Annotated in this window: 21 protein-coding genes; 7 read left to right on the forward strand and 14 right to left on the reverse strand. The window is 70.4% G+C overall.

The features are described 5' to 3' along the window. The first annotated feature begins 61 nt into the window (after nucleotides 1-61). Nucleotides 62-1,480 (forward strand): lipase maturation factor family protein, encoded by a 1,419-nt coding sequence (locus FE633_RS24895; RefSeq protein WP_138047413.1) that lies wholly within the window; start codon nucleotides 62-64, stop codon nucleotides 1,478-1,480. Here FE633_RS24895 and FE633_RS24900 read toward each other — a convergent pair. The 8 genes from FE633_RS24900 to FE633_RS24935 are packed head-to-tail and all read right to left on the reverse strand — an operon-like array spanning nucleotide 1,468 to nucleotide 9,523. Continuing rightward, entirely contained in the window at nucleotides 1,468-2,319 is an 852-nt protein-coding gene (locus tag FE633_RS24900) for an amidohydrolase family protein (protein ID WP_246113823.1), read from the reverse strand. The two genes, FE633_RS24895 and FE633_RS24900, sit on opposite strands and share 13 nt — an antisense overlap. Further along, on the reverse strand, nucleotides 2,316-2,630 hold the full coding sequence (locus FE633_RS24905) for an L-rhamnose mutarotase (protein ID WP_138047414.1): 315 nt from the start codon (nucleotides 2,628-2,630) through the stop codon (nucleotides 2,316-2,318). Before FE633_RS24905 ends, FE633_RS24900 begins: the two co-directional genes overlap by 4 nt. Then, nucleotides 2,627-3,667 carry an aldo/keto reductase gene (locus FE633_RS24910; protein WP_138047415.1) on the reverse strand — a complete coding sequence of 347 codons (1,041 nt, stop codon included), beginning with the start codon at nucleotides 3,665-3,667 and terminating at the stop codon, nucleotides 2,627-2,629. Before FE633_RS24910 ends, FE633_RS24905 begins: the two co-directional genes overlap by 4 nt. Nucleotides 3,668-3,678: 11 nt before the next feature. Further along, a complete protein-coding gene (locus FE633_RS24915) occupies nucleotides 3,679-4,443 on the reverse strand; it encodes an SDR family NAD(P)-dependent oxidoreductase (RefSeq protein ID WP_138047416.1) in 765 nt (254 codons plus the stop codon). Further along, nucleotides 4,440-5,843 carry an L-fuconate dehydratase gene (locus tag FE633_RS24920; RefSeq protein ID WP_138047417.1) on the reverse strand — a complete coding sequence of 468 codons (1,404 nt, stop codon included), beginning with the start codon at nucleotides 5,841-5,843 and terminating at the stop codon, nucleotides 4,440-4,442. Before FE633_RS24920 ends, FE633_RS24915 begins: the two co-directional genes overlap by 4 nt. 47 nt (nucleotides 5,844-5,890) lie before the next feature. Further along, complete coding sequence (locus tag FE633_RS24925) at nucleotides 5,891-6,928, reverse strand: ABC transporter permease (RefSeq protein ID WP_138047418.1); 1,038 nt, start codon at nucleotides 6,926-6,928, stop codon at nucleotides 5,891-5,893. Next, nucleotides 6,921-8,450, reverse strand: coding sequence for a sugar ABC transporter ATP-binding protein (locus FE633_RS24930; protein WP_138047419.1), 1,530 nt, complete (start codon nucleotides 8,448-8,450; stop codon nucleotides 6,921-6,923). Before FE633_RS24930 ends, FE633_RS24925 begins: the two co-directional genes overlap by 8 nt. Further along, on the reverse strand, nucleotides 8,447-9,523 hold the full coding sequence (locus FE633_RS24935; RefSeq protein ID WP_138047420.1) for a sugar ABC transporter substrate-binding protein: 1,077 nt from the start codon (nucleotides 9,521-9,523) through the stop codon (nucleotides 8,447-8,449). Before FE633_RS24935 ends, FE633_RS24930 begins: the two co-directional genes overlap by 4 nt. A 236-nt stretch (nucleotides 9,524-9,759) precedes the next feature. On the opposite strand from FE633_RS24935, the gene FE633_RS24940 reads away from it, so the two are divergent. Together FE633_RS24940 and FE633_RS24945 are read left to right on the forward strand one after the other, a co-directional pair. After that, nucleotides 9,760-10,461, forward strand: a complete 702-nt coding sequence (locus FE633_RS24940) for a FadR/GntR family transcriptional regulator (protein ID WP_138047421.1) — start codon at nucleotides 9,760-9,762, stop codon at nucleotides 10,459-10,461. 123 nt (nucleotides 10,462-10,584) lie between these two features. Then, nucleotides 10,585-11,118, forward strand: coding sequence for a MarR family winged helix-turn-helix transcriptional regulator (locus tag FE633_RS24945; protein WP_138047422.1), 534 nt, complete (start codon nucleotides 10,585-10,587; stop codon nucleotides 11,116-11,118). 246 nt (nucleotides 11,119-11,364) lie between these two features. Here FE633_RS24945 and FE633_RS24950 read toward each other — a convergent pair whose 3' ends face one another. Further along, on the reverse strand, nucleotides 11,365-12,108 hold the full coding sequence (locus FE633_RS24950; RefSeq protein ID WP_171060112.1) for a DUF4142 domain-containing protein: 744 nt from the start codon (nucleotides 12,106-12,108) through the stop codon (nucleotides 11,365-11,367). 287 nt (nucleotides 12,109-12,395) lie between these two features. On the opposite strand from FE633_RS24950, the gene FE633_RS24955 reads away from it, so the two are divergent. Continuing rightward, complete coding sequence (locus FE633_RS24955; protein WP_138047423.1) at nucleotides 12,396-13,739, forward strand: amidase; 1,344 nt, start codon at nucleotides 12,396-12,398, stop codon at nucleotides 13,737-13,739. Between the two features lie 52 nt (nucleotides 13,740-13,791). Here the strand turns inward: FE633_RS24955 and FE633_RS24960 are convergent, their stop codons facing one another. Together FE633_RS24960 and FE633_RS24965 are read right to left on the reverse strand one after the other, a co-directional pair. Next, nucleotides 13,792-14,274, reverse strand: a complete 483-nt coding sequence (locus tag FE633_RS24960) for a GNAT family N-acetyltransferase (protein WP_138047424.1) — start codon at nucleotides 14,272-14,274, stop codon at nucleotides 13,792-13,794. A 59-nt stretch (nucleotides 14,275-14,333) separates the two neighbouring features. Then, entirely contained in the window at nucleotides 14,334-14,510 is a 177-nt protein-coding gene (locus FE633_RS24965; protein ID WP_138047425.1) for a hypothetical protein, read from the reverse strand. 413 nt (nucleotides 14,511-14,923) lie between these two features. On the opposite strand from FE633_RS24965, the gene FE633_RS24970 reads away from it, so the two are divergent. The 3 genes from FE633_RS24970 (at nucleotide 14,924) to FE633_RS24980 (ending at nucleotide 17,519) form a co-directional block, all read left to right on the forward strand. Next, the gene (locus FE633_RS24970; protein ID WP_138047426.1) at nucleotides 14,924-16,012 is read left to right on the forward strand and encodes an S-(hydroxymethyl)mycothiol dehydrogenase; all 1,089 of its coding nucleotides are present in this window, start codon (nucleotides 14,924-14,926) and stop codon (nucleotides 16,010-16,012) included. Continuing rightward, nucleotides 16,012-16,641 (forward strand): MBL fold metallo-hydrolase, encoded by a 630-nt coding sequence (locus FE633_RS24975; RefSeq protein WP_138047427.1) that lies wholly within the window; start codon nucleotides 16,012-16,014, stop codon nucleotides 16,639-16,641. Before FE633_RS24970 ends, FE633_RS24975 begins: the two co-directional genes overlap by 1 nt. Before the next feature lie 71 nt (nucleotides 16,642-16,712). Continuing rightward, nucleotides 16,713-17,519: an SDR family oxidoreductase gene (locus tag FE633_RS24980; protein ID WP_138047428.1), complete on the forward strand. Its 807-nt coding sequence runs from the start codon at nucleotides 16,713-16,715 to the stop codon at nucleotides 17,517-17,519. Here the strand turns inward: FE633_RS24980 and FE633_RS24985 are convergent. The 3 genes from FE633_RS24985 to glgC form a co-directional block, all read right to left on the reverse strand. Further along, the gene (locus FE633_RS24985; RefSeq protein ID WP_246113824.1) at nucleotides 17,498-19,018 is read right to left on the reverse strand and encodes an SDR family NAD(P)-dependent oxidoreductase; all 1,521 of its coding nucleotides are present in this window, start codon (nucleotides 19,016-19,018) and stop codon (nucleotides 17,498-17,500) included. The genes FE633_RS24980 and FE633_RS24985 overlap by 22 nt on opposite strands. A gap of 102 nt (nucleotides 19,019-19,120) precedes the next feature. Continuing rightward, entirely contained in the window at nucleotides 19,121-20,458 is a 1,338-nt protein-coding gene (locus FE633_RS24990) for a wax ester/triacylglycerol synthase family O-acyltransferase (RefSeq protein ID WP_138047429.1), read from the reverse strand. A 325-nt stretch (nucleotides 20,459-20,783) separates the two neighbouring features. Continuing rightward, nucleotides 20,784-22,004 carry a glucose-1-phosphate adenylyltransferase gene (glgC, locus tag FE633_RS24995; protein WP_138047430.1) on the reverse strand — a complete coding sequence of 407 codons (1,221 nt, stop codon included), beginning with the start codon at nucleotides 22,002-22,004 and terminating at the stop codon, nucleotides 20,784-20,786. Between the last annotated feature and the right edge of the window lie 21 nt (nucleotides 22,005-22,025).

The following is a 22,025-nucleotide window of genomic DNA, read 5'->3' on the forward strand; positions in this document are numbered from 1 at the left end:
ACCCACACAGGCAACGCCATCAACACACAGCGTCACAATGGGAGGGAAGGGAGCCCTAGACGTGGAGTGGTTCATCGCCCCCGAGTACTGGACGAGCCGGCTGGTCTTCCAGCGCGCGCTGGCCGCCCTGTATCTCGTCGCGTTCCTGAACGCCGCGCTGCAGTGCCGTGCGCTGATCGGCGAGCGCGGCATGCTGCCGGTGCCCCGTTTCGTGGCGCGGGTGCCGTTCCGGCAGGCACCGAGCGTGTTCCACCTCCACTACTCCGACCGCTTCTTCGCGGTCTGGTCCTGGGCCGGCTGTGCGGTGTCGGTGGCGCTCCTCGCGGGCCTGGACGGACGGCTGCCGCTCTGGGGCGGCATGCTGCTGTGGCTCGTCCCGTGGGTGCTGTACCTGTCGATCGTCAACGTCGGCCAGACCTGGTACTCCTTCGGCTGGGAGTCCCTTCTCCTGGAGGTCGGCTTCCTCGCCGTGTTCCTCGGCAATGACGAGGTCGCCCCGCCGATCGTGGTGCTCTTCCTGCTGCGCTGGATCCTGTTCCGCGTCGAGTTCGGTGCCGGCCTGATCAAGATGCGCGGCGACGCGTGCTGGCGGAAGCTGACCTGCCTCGACCACCACCACGAGACGCAGCCGATGCCGGGCCCGCTGAGCTGGTTCTTCCACCATCTGCCGAAGCCCTTCCACCGGGTCGAGGTGGCGGCCAACCACTTCACCCAACTCGTCGTCCCCTTCTTCCTCTTCGCCCCGCAGCCCATCGCGACGGCCGCCGCGTCCCTGATGATCGTCACGCAGTTGTGGCTGGTCCTGTCGGGCAATTTCGCCTGGCTGAACTGGATCACGATCGTGGTCGCGCTGTCGGCCGTGGACTACGGGGCACCGCGGGGGCCGTCGGACGCCCCGCTCTGGTACGAGGTCCTCGTGCTGGCCGTCGCCGCGGGGCTGGTCGCCCTCAGCTACCGCCCGGCGCGCAATCTGGTCTCCCGCCGCCAGGTCATGAACCGCTCCTTCGACCCGCTCCACCTGGTCAACACCTACGGAGCGTTCGGCAGCGTCAGCCGCCTCCGGTACGAGGTGGTGATCGAGGGCACGGCGGACGAGGTGCCCCGCGAGGACGCCGACTGGCGGGAGTACGAGTTCAAGGGCAAGCCGGGCGATCCCCGGCGCTGGCCGCGCCAGTACGCCCCGTACCATCTGCGGCTCGACTGGCTGATGTGGTTCGTGGCGCTCTCCCCCGCGTACGCGGGCTCCTGGTTCGGCGTGCTGATGGAGCGGCTGCTGGAGAACGACCGGGACACACTGCGGTTGCTGCGCCGCTCCCCGTTCCCGGCGGACGCCCCTCCGCGGTTCGTGCGCGCCCGCCTCTACCGCTACCGGTACACGACCTGGCGTGAGCTGCGGGAGACGGGCGCCTGCTGGCAGCGGACGTACGTACGGGAGTTCCTGCCGCCGACTCGGCTGGAGGCCGCCGTTCAGAGGGCGTAGACGCGGGTGGCCGTCGCCGCGAAGACCTCCGCCCTCTCGCTGCCGCTCAACTCCGCCGTCAACGCGTCCGCCGCGCCCAGGACTTGGGCGTACGTCGCGGCCAGTGTGCACACCGGCCAGTCCGAGCCGAACATCAGCCGGGACGGGCCGAAGGCCTCCAGTACGGTGGCCGCGTACGGCCGCAGGTCGTCGACACTCCAGGTGGCGTGGTCCGCCTCGGTGACCATGCCGGACAGCTTGCAGACGGTGTTGGGGAGTTCGGCGAGTGCCCTGACGGCGTCGGCCCAGGGCTCGCGCCTGCCCGAGGCGATGGGCGGCTTGCCCAGGTGGTCGAGGACGAAGGTGAGCCCCGGGTGGTCGGCGGCAGCCTTGACGCACGCGGGGAGCTGGTGGGGCACCACCACCAGGTCATAGACGAGGCCGGCCCGCGCGACCGCGTCCAGCCCGCGGCGTACGTCCGGGCGCAGCAGCCATTCGGGGTCGGGCTCGCCCTGGACCTGGTGACGGATGCCGCGCAGGTACGCGCCGCCCGGGAGTTCGCGCAGCCGCGCCAGCTCGTCGGTGACATCCGGACGGGTCAGGTCGGTCCATCCGACCACTCCCCCGATCAGTTCGGTCTCCTCCGCGAGGGCCAGGAACTCCGGGGTCTCCTCGGGCACGGTGATGGTCTGCACGAGGACGGTGCGGTCGACTCCGGCGGCCCGCGCCTCCGGTTCGAGGTCGGCGGCGGTGAAGTTCCGTCGGATCGGCTGGAGTTCGGGGCCTGTGATCCAGTCCTGGTCGCGTACGGAGAGGTCCCAGACGTGGTGATGCGCGTCGACGGTCGTACGTTCCGTCACGGCAGTTCCCAGACGACCGGCAGCCCCGCCTCGGCACCCTCGGCCGAGTAGTCGTGGATCACGTCGAGGAGTTCGGCCATCCTTGCCTGCCAGGCGATGTTGACCGGCAGTTTCTCCAGCTCGGCGAGGAGCCGCGAGTAGTCCTCGCACTCCAGGACGTGGAAGAGATCGGTGCCGCTGCGCCAGATGGTCCAGGAGGTGGCTCCGGCGGCGCGGATGGCGTCCGTGAGCTCTTCGGGGACTTCGCGGTGTGCGGCCTCGTACTCGGCGATGCGGTCGGCGCGGACCTTGGTGTGCAGGGCGATCCTCACGACGGCTCCTCTCCGGCGCCGGGGGCGGGGCTGGGGTCGAGGGCGGGGCTGGGGTCGAGGCTGGGGGCGGGGACTGGTGCTTCCTCGGGCAGCAGCTTCGCCTCCCGCAGCTCCTGCCAGAAGTCCGCGGGTACGGCCGTCGCGAACTGCCGTACGGCGTCGCGGACTTCGTCCGCCGAGCGGGTGCCGACGAGGACGCTCGCGACGGCCGGGTGGGCGAGCGGGAAGGCGAGGGCGGCGGCGCGCAGGGTGGTGCCGTGGCGTTCGGCGACGGCCTTGATCCGCAGGGCCTGGTCCAGCACATCCTGGGGCGCGGACGCGTAGTTGTACGTCGCTCCCGGCTTCGGGTCCGCGAGGAGACCGGAGTTGAAGGCGCCGCCGATGACGACGGACGTGCCGCGTTCCTCGGCGGACGGCAGCAGTTCGGTGAGGGCCCGCTGGTCGAGGAGCGTGTAGCGGCCCGCGCACAGCACCACGTCGACGTCGGTGTCGCGGACGAAGCGCGTGAGCATCTCGGCCTGGTTCATACCGGCGCCGATCGCGCCGACCACGCCTTCGGAGCGAAGCCGTTCCAGGGCCGGGTAGGCCTCGCCGAAGGCCTCGGAGGCGTGGTCGTCCGGGTCGTGCAGATAGACGACGTCGACCCGGTCCAGGCCGAGCCGCTCCAGGCTCTCCTCCAGACCGCGGCGCACGCCGTCGGCGCTGAAGTCCCAGACGCGGCGGTGGGTGGCGGGTACGGCGAAGCCGTTGTCGAGGTCGTCGCCTCCCCCGCCGAAGGGCTCCAGGAGGCGCCCCACCTTGGTGGAGACCGTGTACCCGGACCGGCCGCGCAGCATCGCGCCGAGACGCCGTTCGGACAGGCCGACCCCGTAGTGCGGTGCCGTGTCGAAGTAGCGGATCCCCGCGTCCCAGGCGGTGCCCAGGGCGGCGTACGCCTGCTCCTCGCTCACCGGCGTGTAGAGGCCGGCGATGCCCGCGGCGCCGAAGGCCAGCTCGGTGACCTCGACTCCGGACCGCCCCAGGGTTCCGGACGGCATCGGGGTTCCCATCACTGCCCCACGGGGCGCAGCCGCAGCCCCTGCATGCCGCCGTCGACCGCGAGCGCCGTGCCGGTGGTCGCGCCGGACAGCGGGCTCGCCAGGTAGGCGATGGCTCCCGCGACTTCGGGCGCCGACACAAGACGGCCGGTGGGCTGGCGGGCTTCCAGGGCGGCCCGTTCGGCGGCGGGGTCCGGCGCGGCGTCCAGGAGGCGGCCGACCCACGGGGTGTCCACGGTGCCGGGGTTCACGCAGTTGACGCGGATGCCCTCGCGGACGTGGTCGGCGGCCATGGCGAGGGTGAGCGACAGGACGGCGCCCTTGGACGCGGAGTACAGGGCGCGTTGCGGCAGGCCCGCGGTGGCGGCGATGGAGCAGGTGTTCACGATGGCCGCGTGCGAGGACTCACGCAGATGGGGCAGGGCCGCGCGGGTGGTGCGCACCATGCCGAGAACGTTGACGTCCAGGACCTGGTGCCACTGGGCGTCGTCGTTGTCCTCGACGGTGCCCTGGGCGCCGATGCCCGCGTTGTTGACCAGTACGTCGAGTCCGCCCAGGTCCGCGACGGCGGCGGCGACGGCCCGGCGTACGGAGGCGTCGTCGGTGACGTCCGCCTGGTGTCCGAGCAGGGGCTTGTCGACGCTCGACGGGTCCAGGTCGAGGACGGCGACCTGGGCGCCGCGGGCGGCCAGGAGTTCCGCGGTGGCCCGGCCGATACCGGACGCACCGCCGGTGACCAGGGCCTTGAGCCCGGCGAAGTCCTGTGTGTCGGTCACGCCGCTTCCCCCTTCTTGCCGGTGGGCTTGTGATCGGTGGGGTTGTGATCGGTGGGCTTCGGATCGGTGGCTGTCTGCTGGGCGAGGTCGGCGGCCCAGAAGGTGCCGTCGGGGAACGTGAACTCCGTGAGGGACTCGGGTCGCATGGTGGCCGAGAAGCCCGGCGTGGTGGGTGGCATGTAGTGACCCTCCCGGATCACCACCGGCTCGAGGAAGTGGTCGTGCAGATGGTCCACGTACTCGATGACGCGGTCCTCGGTGGTCCCGGAGAGGGCGACGTAGTCGAACATCGAGAGGTGCTGGACGAGTTCGCACAGGCCGACGCCGCCCGCGTGCGGGCAGACGGGGACGCCGAACTTCGCGGCGAGGAGCAGGATCGCGAGGTTCTCGTTGACGCCGCCGACGCGGGCCGCGTCGATCTGCAGGATGTCGATGGCCCCGGCCTGGAGCAGCTGTTTGAAGACGATCCGGTTCTGCACGTGCTCGCCGGTGGCGACCTTGACCGGCGCGACGGCCTTCCGGACGGCGGCGTGGCCGAGGATGTCGTCGGGGCTGGTGGGCTCCTCGATCCAGTAGGGGTCGAACTCGGCGAGCGCCTTGGTCCACTCGATGGCCTCGTGGATGTTCCACCGCTGGTTGGCGTCGATGGCCATCCGGATGCCGGGGCCGACGACGGCGCGGGCCACGCGGCAGCGGCGCACGTCGTCGGCGAGGTCCGCGCCGACCTTCAGCTTGATCTGGGTGAAGCCCTCGGCCACGGCCTGGCGGGCCAGCCGGGTGAGTTTCTCGTCGGAGTAGCCGAGCCAGCCCGGCGACGTGGTGTAGCCGGGAAAGCCGCGCTCCTTCAGCAGTTCGGCTCTCTCCGCGGCGCCCTCCTGACCCCGTCTCAGCAGCTGAAGCGCGTCCTCGGGCGTGAGAACGTCCGCGATGTAGCGGAAGTCGACCTGGGACACGAGCCATTCGGGGGTGGCGTCGGCGAGCAGCTGCCACAGCGGCTTGTGGGCGCGCTTGGCGGTGAGGTCCCAGAGGGCGTTCACGACGGCGCCGATCGCCATGTGCATCACGCCCTTCTCGGGTCCGAGCCAGCGCAGCTGGCTGTCCCCGATCAGGTCCCGGCCCAGCGATCCCGGGTCCGCGCACAGCTCGTCCACCGGCCGCCCGAGGACATGCGGGCGCAGCGCGTCGATCGCGGCGACCTGGACATCGTTGCCCCGCCCGATGGTGAAGGTGAATCCGTGCCCCTCCAAGCCGTCGGCCGCGTCGGTGCGCAGCACGACGTACGCGGCCGAGTAGTCGGGGTCCGGGTTCATCGCGTCGGAGCCGTCGAGCTCGCGCGAGGTGGGGAAGCGGATGTCGTAGGTGTCGACCGCGGTGATGCGGGGGGCGGCAGATGCGGACACAGAAGTGCCTTTCGGTCCGGGACAGGGGTCGTACGGCAGCGGCTGGGTCAGTCCTGGGCGCGGCCGGTCGTCACGCGGGCGATCATCAGGGCTACCAGGATGATTCCTCCGTAGATCGCCTGGATCCAGAAGGACGGGACCTGGGCGAGGGTGAGCAGGTTCTGTACGACACCGAGGAGCAGGACACCGGTGAGGGCGCCGAACATGGTGCCCTTGCCCCCGTCGAGGCTGATGCCGCCGATGACCGCGGCCGCGAACACCGTGAAGATCATGTTCTGGCCCTGGTTGGCGTTGATCGCGCCGACGTAGCCCGTCTGCATCAGCCCGCCGACCGCGGCGAGCGTGCCGGCCACGATGAACACGGCGAGCATCACGCGCTCGACCCGGATACCGGCCGCGCGTGCCGCGTCCGCGTTGCCGCCGATCGCGTACAGGGCGCGTCCCCAGCGGTGGTACCTGAGGATGAAGCCCGCGACGCCGAACGCGGCCGCCGCCAGCCACACCGAGATGGGCACGGTCAGGAAGGTGGTGGTGGCGAGCGTGTAGAAGGCTTCGGGCATGCCGAACAGCGTCTTGCCCTTGGTCGCGCCGACCAGCAGACCGCGCAGGACGATCAGCATGGCGAGCGTCACGATGAACGCGTTGAGCTTGAACTTCACCACGAGGACGCCGTTGAAGGCTCCGATGACCGCGCCCACGCCGAGGATCGCGAGCAGGGCGAGCCCCGCCGGGAGGTCCGTGCCCCAGCCGGACTGCGCGGCGGGCAGCACGAGGAGCGCGCCGACGGCGGGCGCGATGCCGACGACCGACTCCATGGACAGGTCGAACTTGCCGGTGATGAGGACGAGCGACTCGGCGAGCACGACCATCGCGAGGGCGGCGGAGGCACCGAGGATCGAGATCAGGTTGCGCTCGGTGAGGAACGAGTCGTTGACGAACGCGCCGAGTACGAGAAGCAGCAACAGCGCCGGTACGAGGGCGAGTTCGCGTGCCCGTCGCAGCAGTACGGACTTGGCGGTGCCGGCGATTTTCTCCGGGTGTACGGGGGTGGCGGGCGAGGCCGACGGGGCCTTCGTGTCAGCCATGGTCCACTCCTTCGATGGATGCGATGAGCTCGTGGTCGCGCCAGCCGGCCGGATGCTCGGCCACGACGCGGCCGTGGAAGAGGACGAGGACGCGGTCGCAGCGGCGCAGGTCGTCGAGTTCGTCGGAGACGACGAGGACGGCGGTCCCGTCGTCACGGGCGGAATCCATCCGGGAGAGCAGCGACTCCTTGGACTTCACGTCGACGCCCGCGGTGGGGTTGATGAGGACGAGGAGCCGTGGGTCGGAGGCGAGCGCACGGGCCATGACGACCTTCTGCGCGTTGCCTCCCGACAGGTCGGAGACGGGCTGGTCGGGGCCCTCGGTGTGGATGTCGAGGCGTTCGATCAGCTCGGTGGCGGCGCTGCGCTTGCGGGCGGTTCCGACGAACCCGTACTTCCCTAGACGGTTCAGGACGCTCATGGTGGCGTTGTCGCCGACGGACATGCCGAAGACGAGCCCTTGGCCGTGCCGGTCGCGCGGGACGCAGCCGACGCCGGCCTTCAGGGCTCCTTGGACATCGCCGAACGGCAGCGGCCTGCCGTCCACGAGGGCGGTTCCCGAGGTCGGGGTGTGCAGCCCGGCGAAGGACTCGGCGAGCGCGATCTTCCCGCTGGCGCTGGAGCCGGCGAGGCCGACGACCTCGCCGCGCCGGACCGTCAGGTCGACGTTCTCGTACGTGTCCGAGGTCAGGCTTTTCACGTCCAGCACGACCGGCGCGTCGGCACCGTCCTGTTCCAGCACGGCGTCCGCGTGTTCCAGCACCGCGTCCGCGGCGGCCGCCTGCTGTTCGGCGACCGCCTCCCCCGCCATGGCCTCCACCAGCGCCGCCCGCGGCAGCTCGGCGACCGGCGCCGTGGTGATCCAGCGGGCGTCGCGCAGGACGGTGACCGTCTGGCACACCTCGTACACCTCCTGGAGGTGGTGCGAGATGAACAGGAAGGTGACGCCGGACTCCTGGAGTGCGCGCATACGGACGAAGAGGCGCTCGATCTCCCGGTTGTCGAGCTGCGCGGTGGGCTCGTCGAGGACGATGAACCGGGCGCCGAAGCTCAACGCCCGGGCGATCTCGACCATTTGACGGTCCTCGACCTTGAGATCGGCGGTCCGCGCCTCCGGATCGACGTGGACGTCCCAGGTCTCCAGGACCGCGGCTGCCTCGGCCTTCAGCCGACGCCAGCTGATGAAGCCGCCGCGGCCGGTCGGCTGCCGGTTGATGAAGAGGTTCTCGGCGACCGTCAGCTCGGGGACCACCGTGGGCTTCTGGTAGACGCAGGCCACCTTGCGCCGCCAGGCGTCCCGGTCGGCGAGCGCGGGCGCGGGCTCGCCGTCGAAGCGGACCGTGCCCTCGTCGGGCGCCTGGAGTCCGGTGAGGATGGTGACGAGCGTCGACTTGCCCGCGCCGTTGCGGCCCACGAGGGCGTGGGATTCGCCGGGGAGCACGGTGAGCCGACCGCCCTGGAGTGCGACGGTCGGGCCGTACCGCTTGGTGATTCCCTGCGCCTGAACGAGTGGTGTGCTCATCCGACCGTGTTTCCCCAGAGCTTGGGGTCGTCGACGTTCTCCTTGGTGACCAGCGGCGCCGGCAGCTGGTCCTCGAGGATCCCGCTGGGCAGCTTCACGATCTCGGAGTCGTGGTCGGTCGGGCCCGGCTTGAACTTCTTTCCCTGCATCGCCGCCTTGATGTAGTACATGCCGTACTTGGCGTACAGGTCGGCGGGCTGCGAGACGGTGGCGTCGATCTGGCCCTTGCGGATGGCGTCGTACTCCTGCGGGATGCCGTCGTTGGAGACGATCGTGATGTGGCCCTTCTCGCCGGTCTTCTTCAGCATTCCCTTGGACTTGAGGGTCTGCAGCGTCGGCGCGAGGTAGACGCCGCCGGCCTGCATGTAGATGCCCTTGATGTCCGGGTTCGCGTTGAGCAGCGTGTCCAGCTTGGAGGCCGCGGTGTCGGACTCCCACTTGGCGGGGATCTCCAGGACCTTCAGCTTCGGGTAGTTCTTCTTGACGCAGGCACGGAACGCCTCGGAGCGATCGCGGCCGTTGACCGAGGCGAGGTCGCCCATGATCTGTACGACCTTGCCGGAGGGGATCTGCTTGCCGAGGTATTCGCAGGCCTTCTCGCCGTACGCGACGTTGTTGGCGCGGACGACCATCGCGACCTTGCCCTTCTCGGGCGCCACGTCGACGGCGACCACGGGCACGCCCTTGCGCTCGGCCTGGTCGAGCCCGGCGGAGATCGCGGCGCTGTCCAGGGGGGCCACGACGAGGCCCTTCACACCCTGGTTGAGCTGGTTGTTGATGTCGGTGATCTGCTGCGAGGGGTCGCTGTTGGAGTTGACGGTCTTGAGGGCGTCGACGCCCTCGGACTTCGCCATCTTCGGCACGTAGTCGTTGTACGACTGCCAGAACGGCGAGGTCAGCAGGGGCAGGATCACTCCGACCTTGCCGTTGCCGTCGCCGCCGTCGTCGCCGGAGGCGACGGTGTCCTTGGTGCTGCCGCACGCCGTGAGTACGAGGCCGGCGCAGGCGGCCACAGCCGCCGCACGTACCGCCCTTGACGTGATTCTCCCGTTCCGCACTGTCCTGACGGCCATCTGACGGCTCCTCATCGAGCGAGATAGAGCAATGATCAAGCAGCGATCGTGACTGCTGTGAGGGCTTGGCCCCACAGGCCCCGGCCGGATGCGCCGCGTCCGGCGGACGAATATTTATCAGACCACTTCGGGGTCACAACACCCCTTCACGGGAACTTTTCGCAATTCTCAGCCGTAGTGGTCCGACCACCCGAGTGGTTAGACTGCGGCGCACCCGGGCGACAGGAGATGGTGGCGTGGACGAGACCGCCCCGCAGAAGGGCACTGTGACGCAGCGCGCCATTGAGCAGATCAAGGCGTTGATCGCCGAGGGGCGGCTGGAGCCGGGCGAGCGGCTGCCGACCGAGCGTGATCTGGCGGCGCGGCTGGGTATCTCGCGCAGTTCGATGCGCGAGGCCATCCGCGCGCTGACCGTCATGGGTGTGCTGGAGGCACGGCACGGGTCGGGGATCTACGTCACGCAGCTGGAGGCCGGCGATCTGCTGGAGACCTTCGGTGTGGTCGCGGACCTCTCCCGCGGCCCGCAGCTGGTGGAGTTGCTGGAGGTGCGGCGGATCCTGGAGTCGACGGCGACCGGGCTGGCGGCCGCACGGATCACCTCCGGTGAACTCGCCGAGGTGGAGAAGCACTTGACCGCGATGAACGAGACGGACGACCCGGAGGAGATCCTCTCCCACGACCTGGCGTTCCATCGCGCCATCGTGGCGGCCGCGGGCAACGGGTCGATGGCGGCGATCCTGGAGGGCCTGTCCTCCCGCACGTTCCGCGCCCGCGTGTGGCGCGGCTACCAGCAGGAGGACGCTTTCGAACGCACCCGCCGTGAGCACGCGGCCATCCACCGCGCCCTGGTCGCCCACGACCCGGAGGCGGCGCGGGCGGCGGCGGCCGCACACGTGGGCGAGGTGGAGCAATGGCTGCGGACCCAACTGAGCTCGTGACCGGCGCACGACTCGGGCTCATGTCGGGGCTCATGGCAACACCGCCGTGATGGGCATGGTGGAAAAGAAAATCTGTTCCCATCGGTTGAGGCCACGGACACTTCGGCGCGATAGAAAGGACCCATGCCGGAGCGCGAGCCCCTCGCAGGGGGCGTGGACGATGTGGATGAGGTGACCCGCGCGGTGCTGACCGCGTCGCGGTTGCTGGTTTCTGTCTGCGCTCGCTCGCTGTCCGCGGTCGAAGAGCGAGTGACGCTCCCGCAGTTCCGGATGCTGGTGGCGCTGTCCACGAGAGGTGCCACCAATCTCGTCACGCTGGCCGAGCTGCTCCATGTGGCACCGTCCACCGCCATGCGCATGGTGGACCGGCTGATCGCGGCCGGTCTCGCCGACCGGCAGACCAACCCCGACAACCGCCGGGAGACCCTGCTACGGCTGAATGAAGAGGGCAGACGCACCGTTCAGGAAGTCATGGCCCGGCGCCGTGCCGAGATCGTGGCCATCGTCGAACGGCTCGGTCCCCAGCAGCGATCGGCGCTCATCGGCGCGCTCACGGCCTTCAACGAGGCGGGCGGGGAACCGTCTGCCGCAGCGGCGGACGACACCGAGCCGTATCACTTGGGCTGGACGGACGCCGAACTGGGACAGGAAGCCTGACCTTCCGCGCCGGCCGTCGCTGCGGTCACCGGGGCCGCCGCGCCGCCATCCGGACCAGCCGCACTCCTCCTGACCGGCCGCACTGCCTCCTGACCAGCCGCACTCCTCCTGACCGGCCGCACTGCCTCCTGTCCATCTGCGTACGGTGAACGCCGGGAGCTGAGGTACCAAGGCGCCGGCCCTGGCGCGCACGCGCGCCGGCCGGCGTGGTCGTGCCGCTCCCGGTCCGGGGTGGTTGACGTCCCGTCATTGCGACGTCGTCGGCTTGCCTGTCGGTTCGGGAGTCTTCACGTTCAGGTCCGGTCGGGGCTTGAGGACGGTGACCGGTGTTCCCGGCTGGGGCGCGGGCGGGGTCATCTCTTCCTGGGGGAGTTTCGGCGGGGCGGTCTGCTGGAAGTTGACCTGATCGGTGTTCACCATCCCCGTGTTCTCCAGGATGGTCATGTGGTCGAGGACGGTGGAGTTGGCCAGGTTGGCGAGCTGACGCACCATGGAATTCTGGGTGGAGGCACGGATCTTCGCGATGGTCGAGTAGATCTGGCCGTGGGTGACACGCATGATGTTGACCGCGGTGGAGTCGAACTCCTTGCCGGCCTTGGAGTCGATCGTGGCCACGAACTGCTGCTGTTGCGGGGACGCCTGGTTGGGCAGGGTGATGCCCAGCTCCGGGGCGATCTTGCGGCTCATCTCGTCGAGACCGGCGTGGCCGACGATCAGGTGTTCGCCCGCCTCCTTCATGGCCGGGGTCGTGCCCCGCTCCATGACCATCTCGCCGAGGGGGTACTCCCACAGACCGGCCGCACGTACCTTCACCACGAAGTCACGGTCGGCCTCGGTCAGCGGGCCGTACCGGGTGTTGGCGATCACGCGATCCCCGGTCGTGGCCGTGTTCTCCACCCCCAGCATGGCCGGGTAGGCGAGCGCGGCGACGGTCAACGTGAGGCCGCCGATCACGAAGACGCTGCCCGCTGTTTTCTGCGAAATGCCCATGGTTCCTCCTGGCGTGACTGGGGCGGTCGCAAGGAGATACGGATGCGCAACGCGCGGCAATCATTGCACCGGGTAAATTTTGCACCCGGCCGTGTGTTTTGTGTCACATACTGAACGCCCGTGGCCCTCATGGCGCGTTGGGGACGCCCGTATGACACCCCCAGAGTAGTCAGGCCGGAACGGTGACGGGAGGCTTCAACGGGGTGTGCGGCTCAGGCGAATTGAGCAGGTACTCACGAGTAAGGCCACGCACCGCTCGTACCGGAACCACCGACAAGGAGCACCCCGTGAACAGCTGGGCCGGCCGGACCGCCGCCGAAATCGCCGCAGCCGTACGCGAGAAGCGGGCCACGCCCCGCGAGGTGGTGGCCGAGCACCTCGCGCGGATCGAGCTGCACGACGCGCGAGTGGGCGCCTTCCGCCGACTGCGCGCGGCGGCTGCACTCGCCGAGGCGGACGAGGTGGCGGCCCGGGCCGACCTGGCCGAACTCCCCCTCGCGGGCGTGCCGGTGGCGGTCAAGGACAACCTGTCCGTACGCGGCGAGTCCACCCGCAACGGCTCCGCCGCGACCCCGGACACCCCGGCCGAGCACGACCATGTCACGGTGGCGCGGCTGCGCGCGGCGGGCGCCGTCGTCGTGGGGGTGACGAACGTGCCGGAACTCTGTGTCTTCGGCACCACGGACGGCGTACACGGCACGGCCCGCAACCCGTGGGACACCAGGCGCACGGCGGGCGGCTCCTCCGGCGGCAGCGCGGCCGCGGTCGCCGCCGGAATGGTGCCCCTCGCGCTGGGCAACGACGGCATGGGTTCCCTGCGCATACCCGCCGCCAACTGCGGTCTCGTCGGCCTGAAGCCGGGCCATGGCACCGTTCCGGCGGACATCGGCCACGGCGACTGGTTCGGCATGTCGGAGAACGGCCCGCTCGCCACGACGGTGGAGGACGCCCGGCTGATGTTCTCGGTGCTGGCCGCCACCGATGCCGTCCACGCGGCCGAGCCCGTCACCCGCGAGGTGGCCGTCTCCGTGCGCAGCCCGCTGGTCGGTGTCACGATCGGCCGCCCCTACGCGGCCGCGGCCCGGGAGGCGGCTCGACTGCTGGCCGGGGCGGGCCATCGGGTGCGGCGTGCCGACCCGCCGTATCCGCTGTGGCTGGGCACGACCGCGCTCGCGCACTGGACGGCGGGGACGGCGGTGGACGCCGAGGGACTCGACCGGCGAGCGCTCACGCGAAGGACGCGCGTCCACGCGGCCGTGGGACGCCGCTTCGTGGGGTCGGTACGCGAAGGCGCACGCAGGGAGCAGTTGCGCAGACGCATGGAACCGTTCTTCGCGGAGCACGAGGTGCTGCTCACTCCGGCCCTCGCCCGGCGGGGTCCCGCCGCCGCGGCCTGGCACGAACGCGGCTGGCTGCGCAATCTGCTGGCCAACACGAACTACTCGCCGCTGACGCCACCGTGGAACCTGACCGGCTGGCCGGCGATGACGGTGCCGTTCGGGGCACTGCCGTCGGGTGCCCCCTGCGCCGTACAGCTGGTGGGGCGGCCCGGCGCGGAGACCGGTCTTCTGGAGCTCGCGGCTCAGTTGGAGCAGCTGCGCCCGTGGCGGCGCACCGCGCCCCTGGCGTAGGGAGTGGTCCGATGCCGAGGCCCGAGCCGGTCCTGGCCGAGCCGCTCCGGGATCACAGCGCCCGGTACATGATGTGCAGGCCGACCCGGCCGTGTCGTGGGTGTTCGTACGCGTCCGGCACGGTGCCCAGGATGCTGAAGCCGAGCGAGGTCCAGAGCCGGACGGCCGGGTTGGTCTCCACGACGGCGTTGAACACCATGCCCTGATACCCCTCCGACTTGGCGACGGCCAGGACGTGTTCGGCGAGGCGGCGGCCGAGGCCGCGCCCGGCGTGGTCCGGGTCGACCATGAAGCCGGCGTTGGCGATACGGGCGGCGGGGCCGCCGTAGTTGGGCGTGACGTAGGCGGAGCCGACGACCGCTCCGGTGTCGTCCTCGGCTACGTACACGCGCTTGCCCGGCGCCATCCACAGGGCGCGGGCGTCCTCTTCGGAGGTGTCCGGGTCCCAGGCGTAGGTCTCGGCCGCGGCGACGATGCGGTGCCAGAAAGGCCAGATGCGCGGCCAGTCGTCGGCCGCGCCTTCTCTGATCAGCATGGACGTGAGTCTGACACGCCCATGCCGTCAGCGATCCCGATGGCCCCTCGGTGAACGTCTCAGTCCACGCTGGGCAGGATGTGGGGCTCCGCGAGGTCTTCCTCGTAACCCGCCAGGCGGATCGGGGCGGACCTGGCCCACACGTCTAGGCTGCCGAGCGTCTCGTCGGCCCGGCGGCCGGCCCGGTCCTTGCGTTCCTTGGGGCGGTCATCGCTGTTCGTCTTCTCCGGTGTCACCGCGCACTCCTTATGTGTCGGATCACCCTCGGGACGGGCGGGCCAGTCTGCTGCCGGTCACCTGACGTCCGCATGGGTCTGATTGGAAGCAGTACGGACGCGGTGGCGCCGACAACTCATCTGAGAGCAGGCCGTGGTGTCCGGCTTGTCCCGGGACGGACCGTGGGTGTGGGTGGGACCCATATAGGCTGTCCGTCCGATACAGAGTAACCAAATGAGCGGCCGACCGCTCGATGGGGCCGAAAACAAGAGGTAACTGTCTCAAGTCATACAGCGACATACTTGGGCATTCTCACCTATTCCGGCTGTTGATGGCGCCGGTTTCCCTTTGGTTGTCCACAGGCACGGATCCGCTCCTCCGGCCCTGTGCCAACATGATCAGCGCACCCATTTGTCACGCGAAGGAGCCCGATATGGCCGCTCAGCAGGTACGCGGTGTCATCGCCCCAGGGAAGAACGAACCGGTTCAGGTCCGCACGATCCTGGTCCCGGACCCGGGTCCGGGCGAGGCCGTGGTGCAGGTTCAGGCCTGCGGGGTCTGCCACACGGACCTGCACTACAAGCAGGGCGGCATCAGCGACGACTATCCGTTCCTTCTCGGCCACGAGGCCGCCGGGATCGTGGAGTCGGTCGGCGAGGGCGTTACCGACGTGGCGCCCGGCGACTTCGTGATCCTCAACTGGCGTGCGGTGTGCGGCCAGTGCCGGGCCTGTCTGCGCGGCCGCCCCTGGTACTGCTTCGACACCCACAACGCGCAGCAGAAGATGACCCTGGAGGACGGCACGGAGCTCTCCCCCGCCCTGGGGATCGGCGCCTTCGCCGAGAAGACTCTGGTCGCGGCCGGGCAGTGCACCAAGGTCGACCCGTCCGTCTCCCCGGCCGTCGCCGGGCTGCTCGGCTGCGGGGTGATGGCCGGCATCGGCGCGGCCATCAACACCGGTTCGGTGGGTCGCGGCGACTCGGTGGCCGTCATCGGCTGCGGCGGAGTGGGCGACGCGGCGATCGCCGGGGCCCGGCTGGCCGGCGCGGCGCGGATCATCGCCGTCGACATCGACGAGCGGAAGCTGGCCACCGCACGCACCATGGGCGCCACGCACACGGTGAACTCGAAGGAGACCGACCCGGTCGAGGCCGTCCGCGAGCTGACCGGCGGGTTCGGGGCCGACGTGGTCATCGAGGCGGTGGGCCGCCCCGAGACGTACAAGCAGGCGTTCTACGCCCGCGACCTGGCGGGCACCGTCGTCCTGGTCGGTGTGCCGACCCCGGAGATGAAGCTGGAACTGCCGCTGCTCGACGTCTTCGGCCGCGGTGGCGCGCTCAAGTCCTCCTGGTACGGGGACTGTCTGCCCTCGCGTGACTTCCCGATGCTGATCGATCTGCACCAGCAGGGGCGGCTCGACCTGGCGGCGTTCGTCACCGAGACGATCGAACTGGACGCGGTGGAGCAGGCCTTCGACCGGATGCACGAGGGCGATGTGCTGCGTTCGGTGGTGGTGCTGTGATGGCCGCCCGTATCGAGCACCTGGTCACCTCCGGCACGTTCAGCCTGGACGGCGGCACATGGGACGTCGACAACAATGTCTGGATCGTGGGGGACGAATCCGAAGCCCTGGTGATCGACGCGGCCCATGACGCCGACGCCATCGCCGAGGCACTCGGCGACCGCCGGCTCACGGCGATCGTCTGTACCCACGCCCACAACGACCACATCGACGCGGCCCCGGCCCTCGCCGCACGCACCGGCGCGCCGATCCTCCTCCACCCCGACGACCTCCCGCTGTGGAAGCAGACGCATCCCGGCCGCCTGCCGGACGGTGAACTGGCCGACGGACAACGTCTGTCCGTGGCCGGCACCGATCTCACCGTCCTGCACACCCCGGGCCACGCCCCGGGCGCGGTCTGCCTGCACGCCCCGCAGCTGGACACCGTCTTCACCGGAGACACCTTGTTCCAGGGCGGACCGGGCGCGACAGGACGTTCCTTCTCCCACTTCCCGACGATCATCGCGTCGATCCGGGAGCGGCTGCTCGACCTGCCGCCCGGGACGGAGGTCCGCACCGGACACGGCGACTCCACGACGATCGGCGCCGAAGCCCCCCACCTGCAGGAGTGGATCGACCGGGGCCACTGAACCGGAGAGTCGTCGAGGCGGCCGTCGCCCGATGCCTGGTGGCTGACGGCCCGCCATGAGACGGTACGCGGATGACTTCGCCGTACGGGCTTGCGGGCAAGGCCGCGATCGTCACGGGAGCTTCGCGCGGGATCGGGCGGGCGGTCGCAGAGGCACTCGTCCAGGCGGGCGCGCGGGTGTGCGTGACCGCCCGTGATCCCGGCAGGGTGAGCCGGGTCGCCGAGGAACTCGGAGGCGTCGGGCTCTCGGGCTCGGTCGCCGACCCGGCGCATCTGTGGGAGCTGACGGAGCTGACGCTGCGCTCGTTCGGGCGGATCGACATCGTGGTGAACAACGCCGCGACGAACGAGCCGTACGGCCCGCTGATGGACGCCGACCCGGACCGCTGGCGCGAGGCGTTCACCGTCAACGTCGAGGCACCGCTCCGGCTGGTGCAGTGTGCCTGGCGGGCGTGGATGGGCGAGCACGGCGGCGCGGTGGTGAACGTCTGCACCGAGGGGGCCGCCCACGTCGGGCCCAACGTGGGCGCTTACGGCACGAGCAAGGCGGCGCTGATCCATCTGACGCAACAGCTGGCGGGCGAGCTGGCGCCGACGGTGCGGGTCAATTCCGTCTCCCCCGGCCTCGTACGCACGGAGATGGCCCGCTTCGTATGGGAGCGGGCCGAGGACGAGGTGGCCTCCGGGCTGCCCCTCGGCCGCATCGGCGAGCCGGAGGACATCGCCCGGGCCGTGGTGTGGCTGGCCTCCGACGCGGCCGAATGGGTGACCGGGACGGACCTGCTGGTCGACGGGGGTACTCGGGTACGGGCCGCGTACAGCTCCGCCGCGTACGCGGTCCACGACCGCCTACGAGGTCACCACTTGCCGGGCGCGTAGTCCTTCAGGAACACCCCGTACAGGTCCTCGCCCTGCTCGCCCCGCACGATCGGGTCGTACACCCGGGCCGCGCCGTCGATCAGATCGAGCGGGGCGTGGAAGCCCGCGTCGGCGAGGCGCACCTTGTCCGGGTGCGGGCGCTCGTCGGTGATCCAGCCGGTGTCGACGGCGGTCATCAGGATGCGGTCCTTCTCGAACATCTCCTGGGCGCTGGTGCGCGTCAGCATGTTGAGCGCGGCCTTGGCCATGTTGGTGTGCGGGTGCCCCGCGCCCTTGTAGCCGCGGCTGAAGACACCCTCCATCGCGGACACGTTGACGATGTACGTCCGCCGGGCCCCGGCCCCGGTACCGGCCCCGGCGCCTGCCGCGGACATGGCGGCGCGCAGCCGGCTGATGAGGATGAACGGCGCGGTGGAGTTGCAGAGCTGGACCTCGAGCAGCTCGACCGGAGTGACCTCGTCGACGGACTGGATCCAGCTGTTGGTGTCGTGCAGGTCGGGCACGAGACCGCCGGCGTCGATGGCCGTACCCGCGGCGATGCGCTCCAGCGAGGCCGAACCGGAGACCAGGGCGAGGTCGGTGACGTCCTGAGCGGTCAGCGCGCCGCCCCCGGCCACCGGCAGCGCGGCCACGGCGCCGGACCCGAAGGTGCCGATCACTTCGGCCGGCGGCAGCTCACCGGCGGGCAGCGGCCCCGACTCGGCGGCGAGCAGCTCGCTGTAGGCCTCCGGTGAGCGGCGTACGGTCTGGGCCGCGTTGTTGATCAGGATGTCGAGCGGGCCCGCGGCGGCGACCGAGTCGGCGAGCGCGACGACCTGGGCGGGGTCGCGCAGATCGATGCCGACGATCTTCAGCCGGTGGATCCAGTCCGCGCTGTCGGGCATGGCCTTGAAGCGACGGATCGCGTCGTTCGGGAAGCGCGTGGTGATCGTGGTGTGCGCGCCGTCGCGCAGCAGCCGCAGCGCGATGTACATGCCGATCTTGGCGCGGCCGCCGGTGAGCAGCGCGCGCTTGCCGGTGAGGTCGGCGCGGGCGTCGCGGCGGGCGCGGTTCTCGGCGGCGCACTTCTGGCAGAGCTGGTGGTAGAAGTAGTCGACCTCGACGTACCGCGTCTTGCAGATGTAGCAGGAGCGCGGGCGCTGGAGTATCCCCGCGATCTCTCCGGCGTCCGTCACGGACGAGGGCAGGATGCCCTCCGTCTCGTCGTCGATGCGCTGGGCGGAGCCCGTCGCGGTGGCCTCCGTGACCGCCTTGTCGTGGGCGGTCTTGGCGGCCCGGCGCTCCTGACGGCGGCGCTGCTTCACGGTGCGGTAGATCCCCGCCGTGGCGCGGCGCACGGCGATGGCGTCGGGGTGGTCGACGTCCAGCTTGTCGAGTTCCTCGAGCACGCTGAGGCAGACGGCCAGCCGCTCCGGGTCGATACCGGGACCGTACGAGGCCTCTGCCACCTCTGCCGTGTCCATGGCGGGGGTCGCCGGGCTGTCCTCTGTCACCGTCATCGCCGTTGCCGTTCCTCGGGTTCCGCGCCGCGCTCGAACCGCGCTCGCTTTCGAAGGCGGAATTTTACGGAGCGCGGGGCGAAGGCACCAAACCCGCGGTGATCAAGGAGCGCAGGCGAGGGCCAGTTCCTCCACCTCGACGGACACCGCCTTGGCCAGCCGGTCCAGGTCCGGCACGGCCTCCGCGTCGGCGACGAGCCCGTAGTGGACGCGTCCGCGGTAGGTCGAGACGGCGACCGCCAGGGACTGGCCGGCGGCGAGCGGGGCGAGCGGATAGACCTCGGTGAGCGGGCAGCCGCCGAGCTTCAGGCCGAGGCTGGGCAGCGGCACGCTGGTGACCAGGATGTCGAAGAGCAGCCGGGCCGCCGCGCCGACGACGGGACCGCCGAGCCGGTGCCCCAGCGGCGGCACATGGTCGGCGAGCAGGGCGACGGCGCCCGCGCCACGGTTGGGGCCCGCGTCCTTGTTGCGGTTCATGGCCGCACGCACCGTTTCGAGCCGGCTGAGCGGGTCCGCGTCGTCGACGGGGAGCCGTATCAAGTAGCCGGAGAGCCGGTTGCCCTGTGGGTGCGCGGTGCGCGGGCGGCGTTTGGAGACGGGGATCAGAGCACGGGGTGCGACGCCTTCGCTGCCGTCACCGCGCTCGTCCAGCCAGCGGCGCAGGGCACCCGCGACGACCGCGATCAGGACGTCGTTCACGGTGCCGCCCACGCTCTTGCGGATCTTGTGCACCTCGTCGAGTTCGATGGCCACGCCCGCGATGCGGCGAGTGCCGGTCGGCACGGCCACCAGGGCGGACGAGGAGCGCACGCCCCAGGTGGCGCGGGCGACGGAGGCGCCGATGTCGAGGGCACGGTTCACGTCGGAGAAAGCGTCGCGGACGAGGCCCGGCAGTTTGCGCACGTCGGGGAAGAGGCCCCTCGGCGGCTCCTGGGGGCGCGGGCGGGGCTCGGGCATGTCCATGGGGTCCATGACCGCCGCGGCGAGCGTCAGCGCCCGCAGTCCGTCGGCCAGGGCGTGGTGGAACTTGAAGAGCACGGCGAACGAGGTGCCGTCCACGCCGGGCAGCACATGCGCCTCCCACGGCGGCCTGCCGCGCTCCAGAGAGCGCTGCATGAGCGCGCCCGCGGCCGCATGGAAGTCCGCGGTCGGCGCGTGCAGCCTGACGTGGTCGAGCGGGTCGAAGTCGGGGGCGGACTCACGGGCCGCGCCGCCGAAGGCGAGCGGCTGCCCGAAGGCCAGCGGCCGCCATACGTCACGAATCCGCATGCGCAGCCCTGGTACGCCCGCGGCGCGGGCCGCCAGCAGGTCGGCTGCATGGGCGCCCGCGGCCGGCGAATGGGACGCGAACACGCCCAGGGCACCGAGGTGCATCGGGTGCTGGGCGGACTCGATGTTCCAGAACGCCAGGTCGAGTGGTGCAAGCAGGTCAGAAGTCAATGGCTTGCTCTCGCGTCGACGACGGGTGAGCAAGCAGTCAACCGCCGATTAGTGATTACGGTCAAGTACGATCACGTTACGCACAGTAAACATCAGATTAAGTCTCGTCCCATGAGAGGGGCGGGACTCATGTGACCTATGAGGTCATTTCACAGCAGTCGGAGCGACATCCGCCCCCGGATGAGCCCATTCGGCCCATCCGCCTTGAGCCATCCGAGTGCAGCCGGGCCGCGGCCGGGCGCGGCCGACGGAGCCAGGGCCTTTCCGACCCTGGCCCGTCAGAGGGTCGCCAGGGTCTTTCCGACCCCGGTCCGCCGGAGGGTCCCTAGGGCACCTGCTGACCCTTCCCCAGCGCGATCACGCCACCCTTCGAGACCGTGTAGAGCTCGTGGTCCCGGTCCGGGTTGACGCCGATCGTCGCTCCCGGCGGCACCTCCAGGTTCTTGTCGAGGACCGCGCCGCGCACGACCGCACCCCGCCCGATGTGGACGTTGTCATGCAGGACCGAGCCCTGGACGACGGCGCCCGGGTCGACGACGACACCCGGCGAGAGCACCGAGCGCGTGACCTGGCCGCGGATGAGGCAGCCGGCGCTGATGATCGACTCGCTGGCTATGCCGCCCGCGTTGAAACGGGCGGGCGACAACTGGCCGGAGTGGGTGTAGATGGGCCAGCTGCGGTTGTAGAGGTTGAACGCGGGCCGCTCGGCGATCAGGTCCATGTGGGCGTCGTAATACGCGTCGAGGGTGCCGACATCCCGCCAGTACCCCCGGTCCCGGCTGGTCTCCCCGGGTACGTGGTTGGCGCTGAAGTCGTACAACTGTGCCTCGCCGAGCTCAGTGAGCGCGGGCAGGATGGAACCGCCCATGTCGTGCACGGAGTCCCCGTCGTCGGCGTCCCGGTGCAGCGCCTCCACCAGCGCCTTGGTGGAGAAGATGTAGTTGCCCATGGAGGCGAAGACGGAGTCGGCGTCGTCCGGGAGTCCCGGCGGGTCGGCGGGCTTCTCCATGAAGCTCTGGACGGTCTGGCCGTCGGACCCGGGAGCGATGACACCGAAGGACGACGACTCGCCCCGCGGCACCCGGATCCCCGCGACGGTGACGCCGGCTCCGCTCTCGATGTGCTGCTGGAGCATCTGCCGCGGGTCCATGCGGTAGACGTGGTCGGCACCGAACACCGCGACATAGTCGGGCTGCTCGTCGTTCACCAGGTTCAGGGACTGCAGGATCGCGTCGGCGCTGCCGAGGTACCAGCGCGGGCCGAGCCGCTGCTGGGCCGGGACCGGCGTCACGTAGTTGCCGAGCAGACTGGACATCCGCCAGGTCGTGGTGATGTGCCGGTCGAGCGAGTGCGACTTGTACTGCGTCAGCACGCAGATGCGCAGAATGTCCGCGTTGACAAGGTTGGAGAGCACGAAATCGACGAGGCGATACGTTCCGCCGAAGGTGACCGCGGGTTTCGCGCGATCGGCGGTCAGGGGCATCAGTCGCTTGCCCTCTCCGCCCGCCAGTACGATTCCCAGCACCGAAGGTCCACCGCGTCGCATGCTGCCGCCCCTTTACGCCCG

Source organism: Streptomyces montanus (genome assembly GCF_005786655.1).
Taxonomy (GTDB): domain Bacteria; phylum Actinomycetota; class Actinomycetes; order Streptomycetales; family Streptomycetaceae; genus Streptomyces; species Streptomyces sporangiiformans.

What these genes read in the sequence shown, in the direction of transcription:
- FE633_RS24945 (WP_138047422.1), top strand. Translation starts at nt 10,585, where the DNA reads ATGCCGGAGCGCGAGCCCCTCGCAGGGGGCGTGGACGATGTGGATGAG.
- FE633_RS24950 (WP_171060112.1), bottom strand. Translation starts at nt 12,108, where the DNA reads ATGGGCATTTCGCAGAAAACAGCGGGCAGCGTCTTCGTGATCGGCGGC.
- FE633_RS24925 (WP_138047418.1), bottom strand. Translation starts at nt 6,928, where the DNA reads ATGGCTGACACGAAGGCCCCGTCGGCCTCGCCCGCCACCCCCGTACAC.
- FE633_RS24980 (WP_138047428.1), top strand. Translation starts at nt 16,713, where the DNA reads ATGACTTCGCCGTACGGGCTTGCGGGCAAGGCCGCGATCGTCACGGGA.
- FE633_RS24985 (WP_246113824.1), bottom strand. Translation starts at nt 19,018, where the DNA reads ATGACGGTGACAGAGGACAGCCCGGCGACCCCCGCCATGGACACGGCA.
- FE633_RS24970 (WP_138047426.1), top strand. Translation starts at nt 14,924, where the DNA reads ATGGCCGCTCAGCAGGTACGCGGTGTCATCGCCCCAGGGAAGAACGAA.
- FE633_RS24930 (WP_138047419.1), bottom strand. Translation starts at nt 8,450, where the DNA reads ATGAGCACACCACTCGTTCAGGCGCAGGGAATCACCAAGCGGTACGGC.
- glgC (WP_138047430.1), bottom strand. Translation starts at nt 22,004, where the DNA reads ATGCGACGCGGTGGACCTTCGGTGCTGGGAATCGTACTGGCGGGCGGA.
- FE633_RS24960 (WP_138047424.1), bottom strand. Translation starts at nt 14,274, where the DNA reads ATGCTGATCAGAGAAGGCGCGGCCGACGACTGGCCGCGCATCTGGCCT.
- FE633_RS24975 (WP_138047427.1), top strand. Translation starts at nt 16,012, where the DNA reads ATGGCCGCCCGTATCGAGCACCTGGTCACCTCCGGCACGTTCAGCCTG.
- FE633_RS24910 (WP_138047415.1), bottom strand. Translation starts at nt 3,667, where the DNA reads ATGCCGTCCGGAACCCTGGGGCGGTCCGGAGTCGAGGTCACCGAGCTG.
- FE633_RS24935 (WP_138047420.1), bottom strand. Translation starts at nt 9,523, where the DNA reads ATGGCCGTCAGGACAGTGCGGAACGGGAGAATCACGTCAAGGGCGGTA.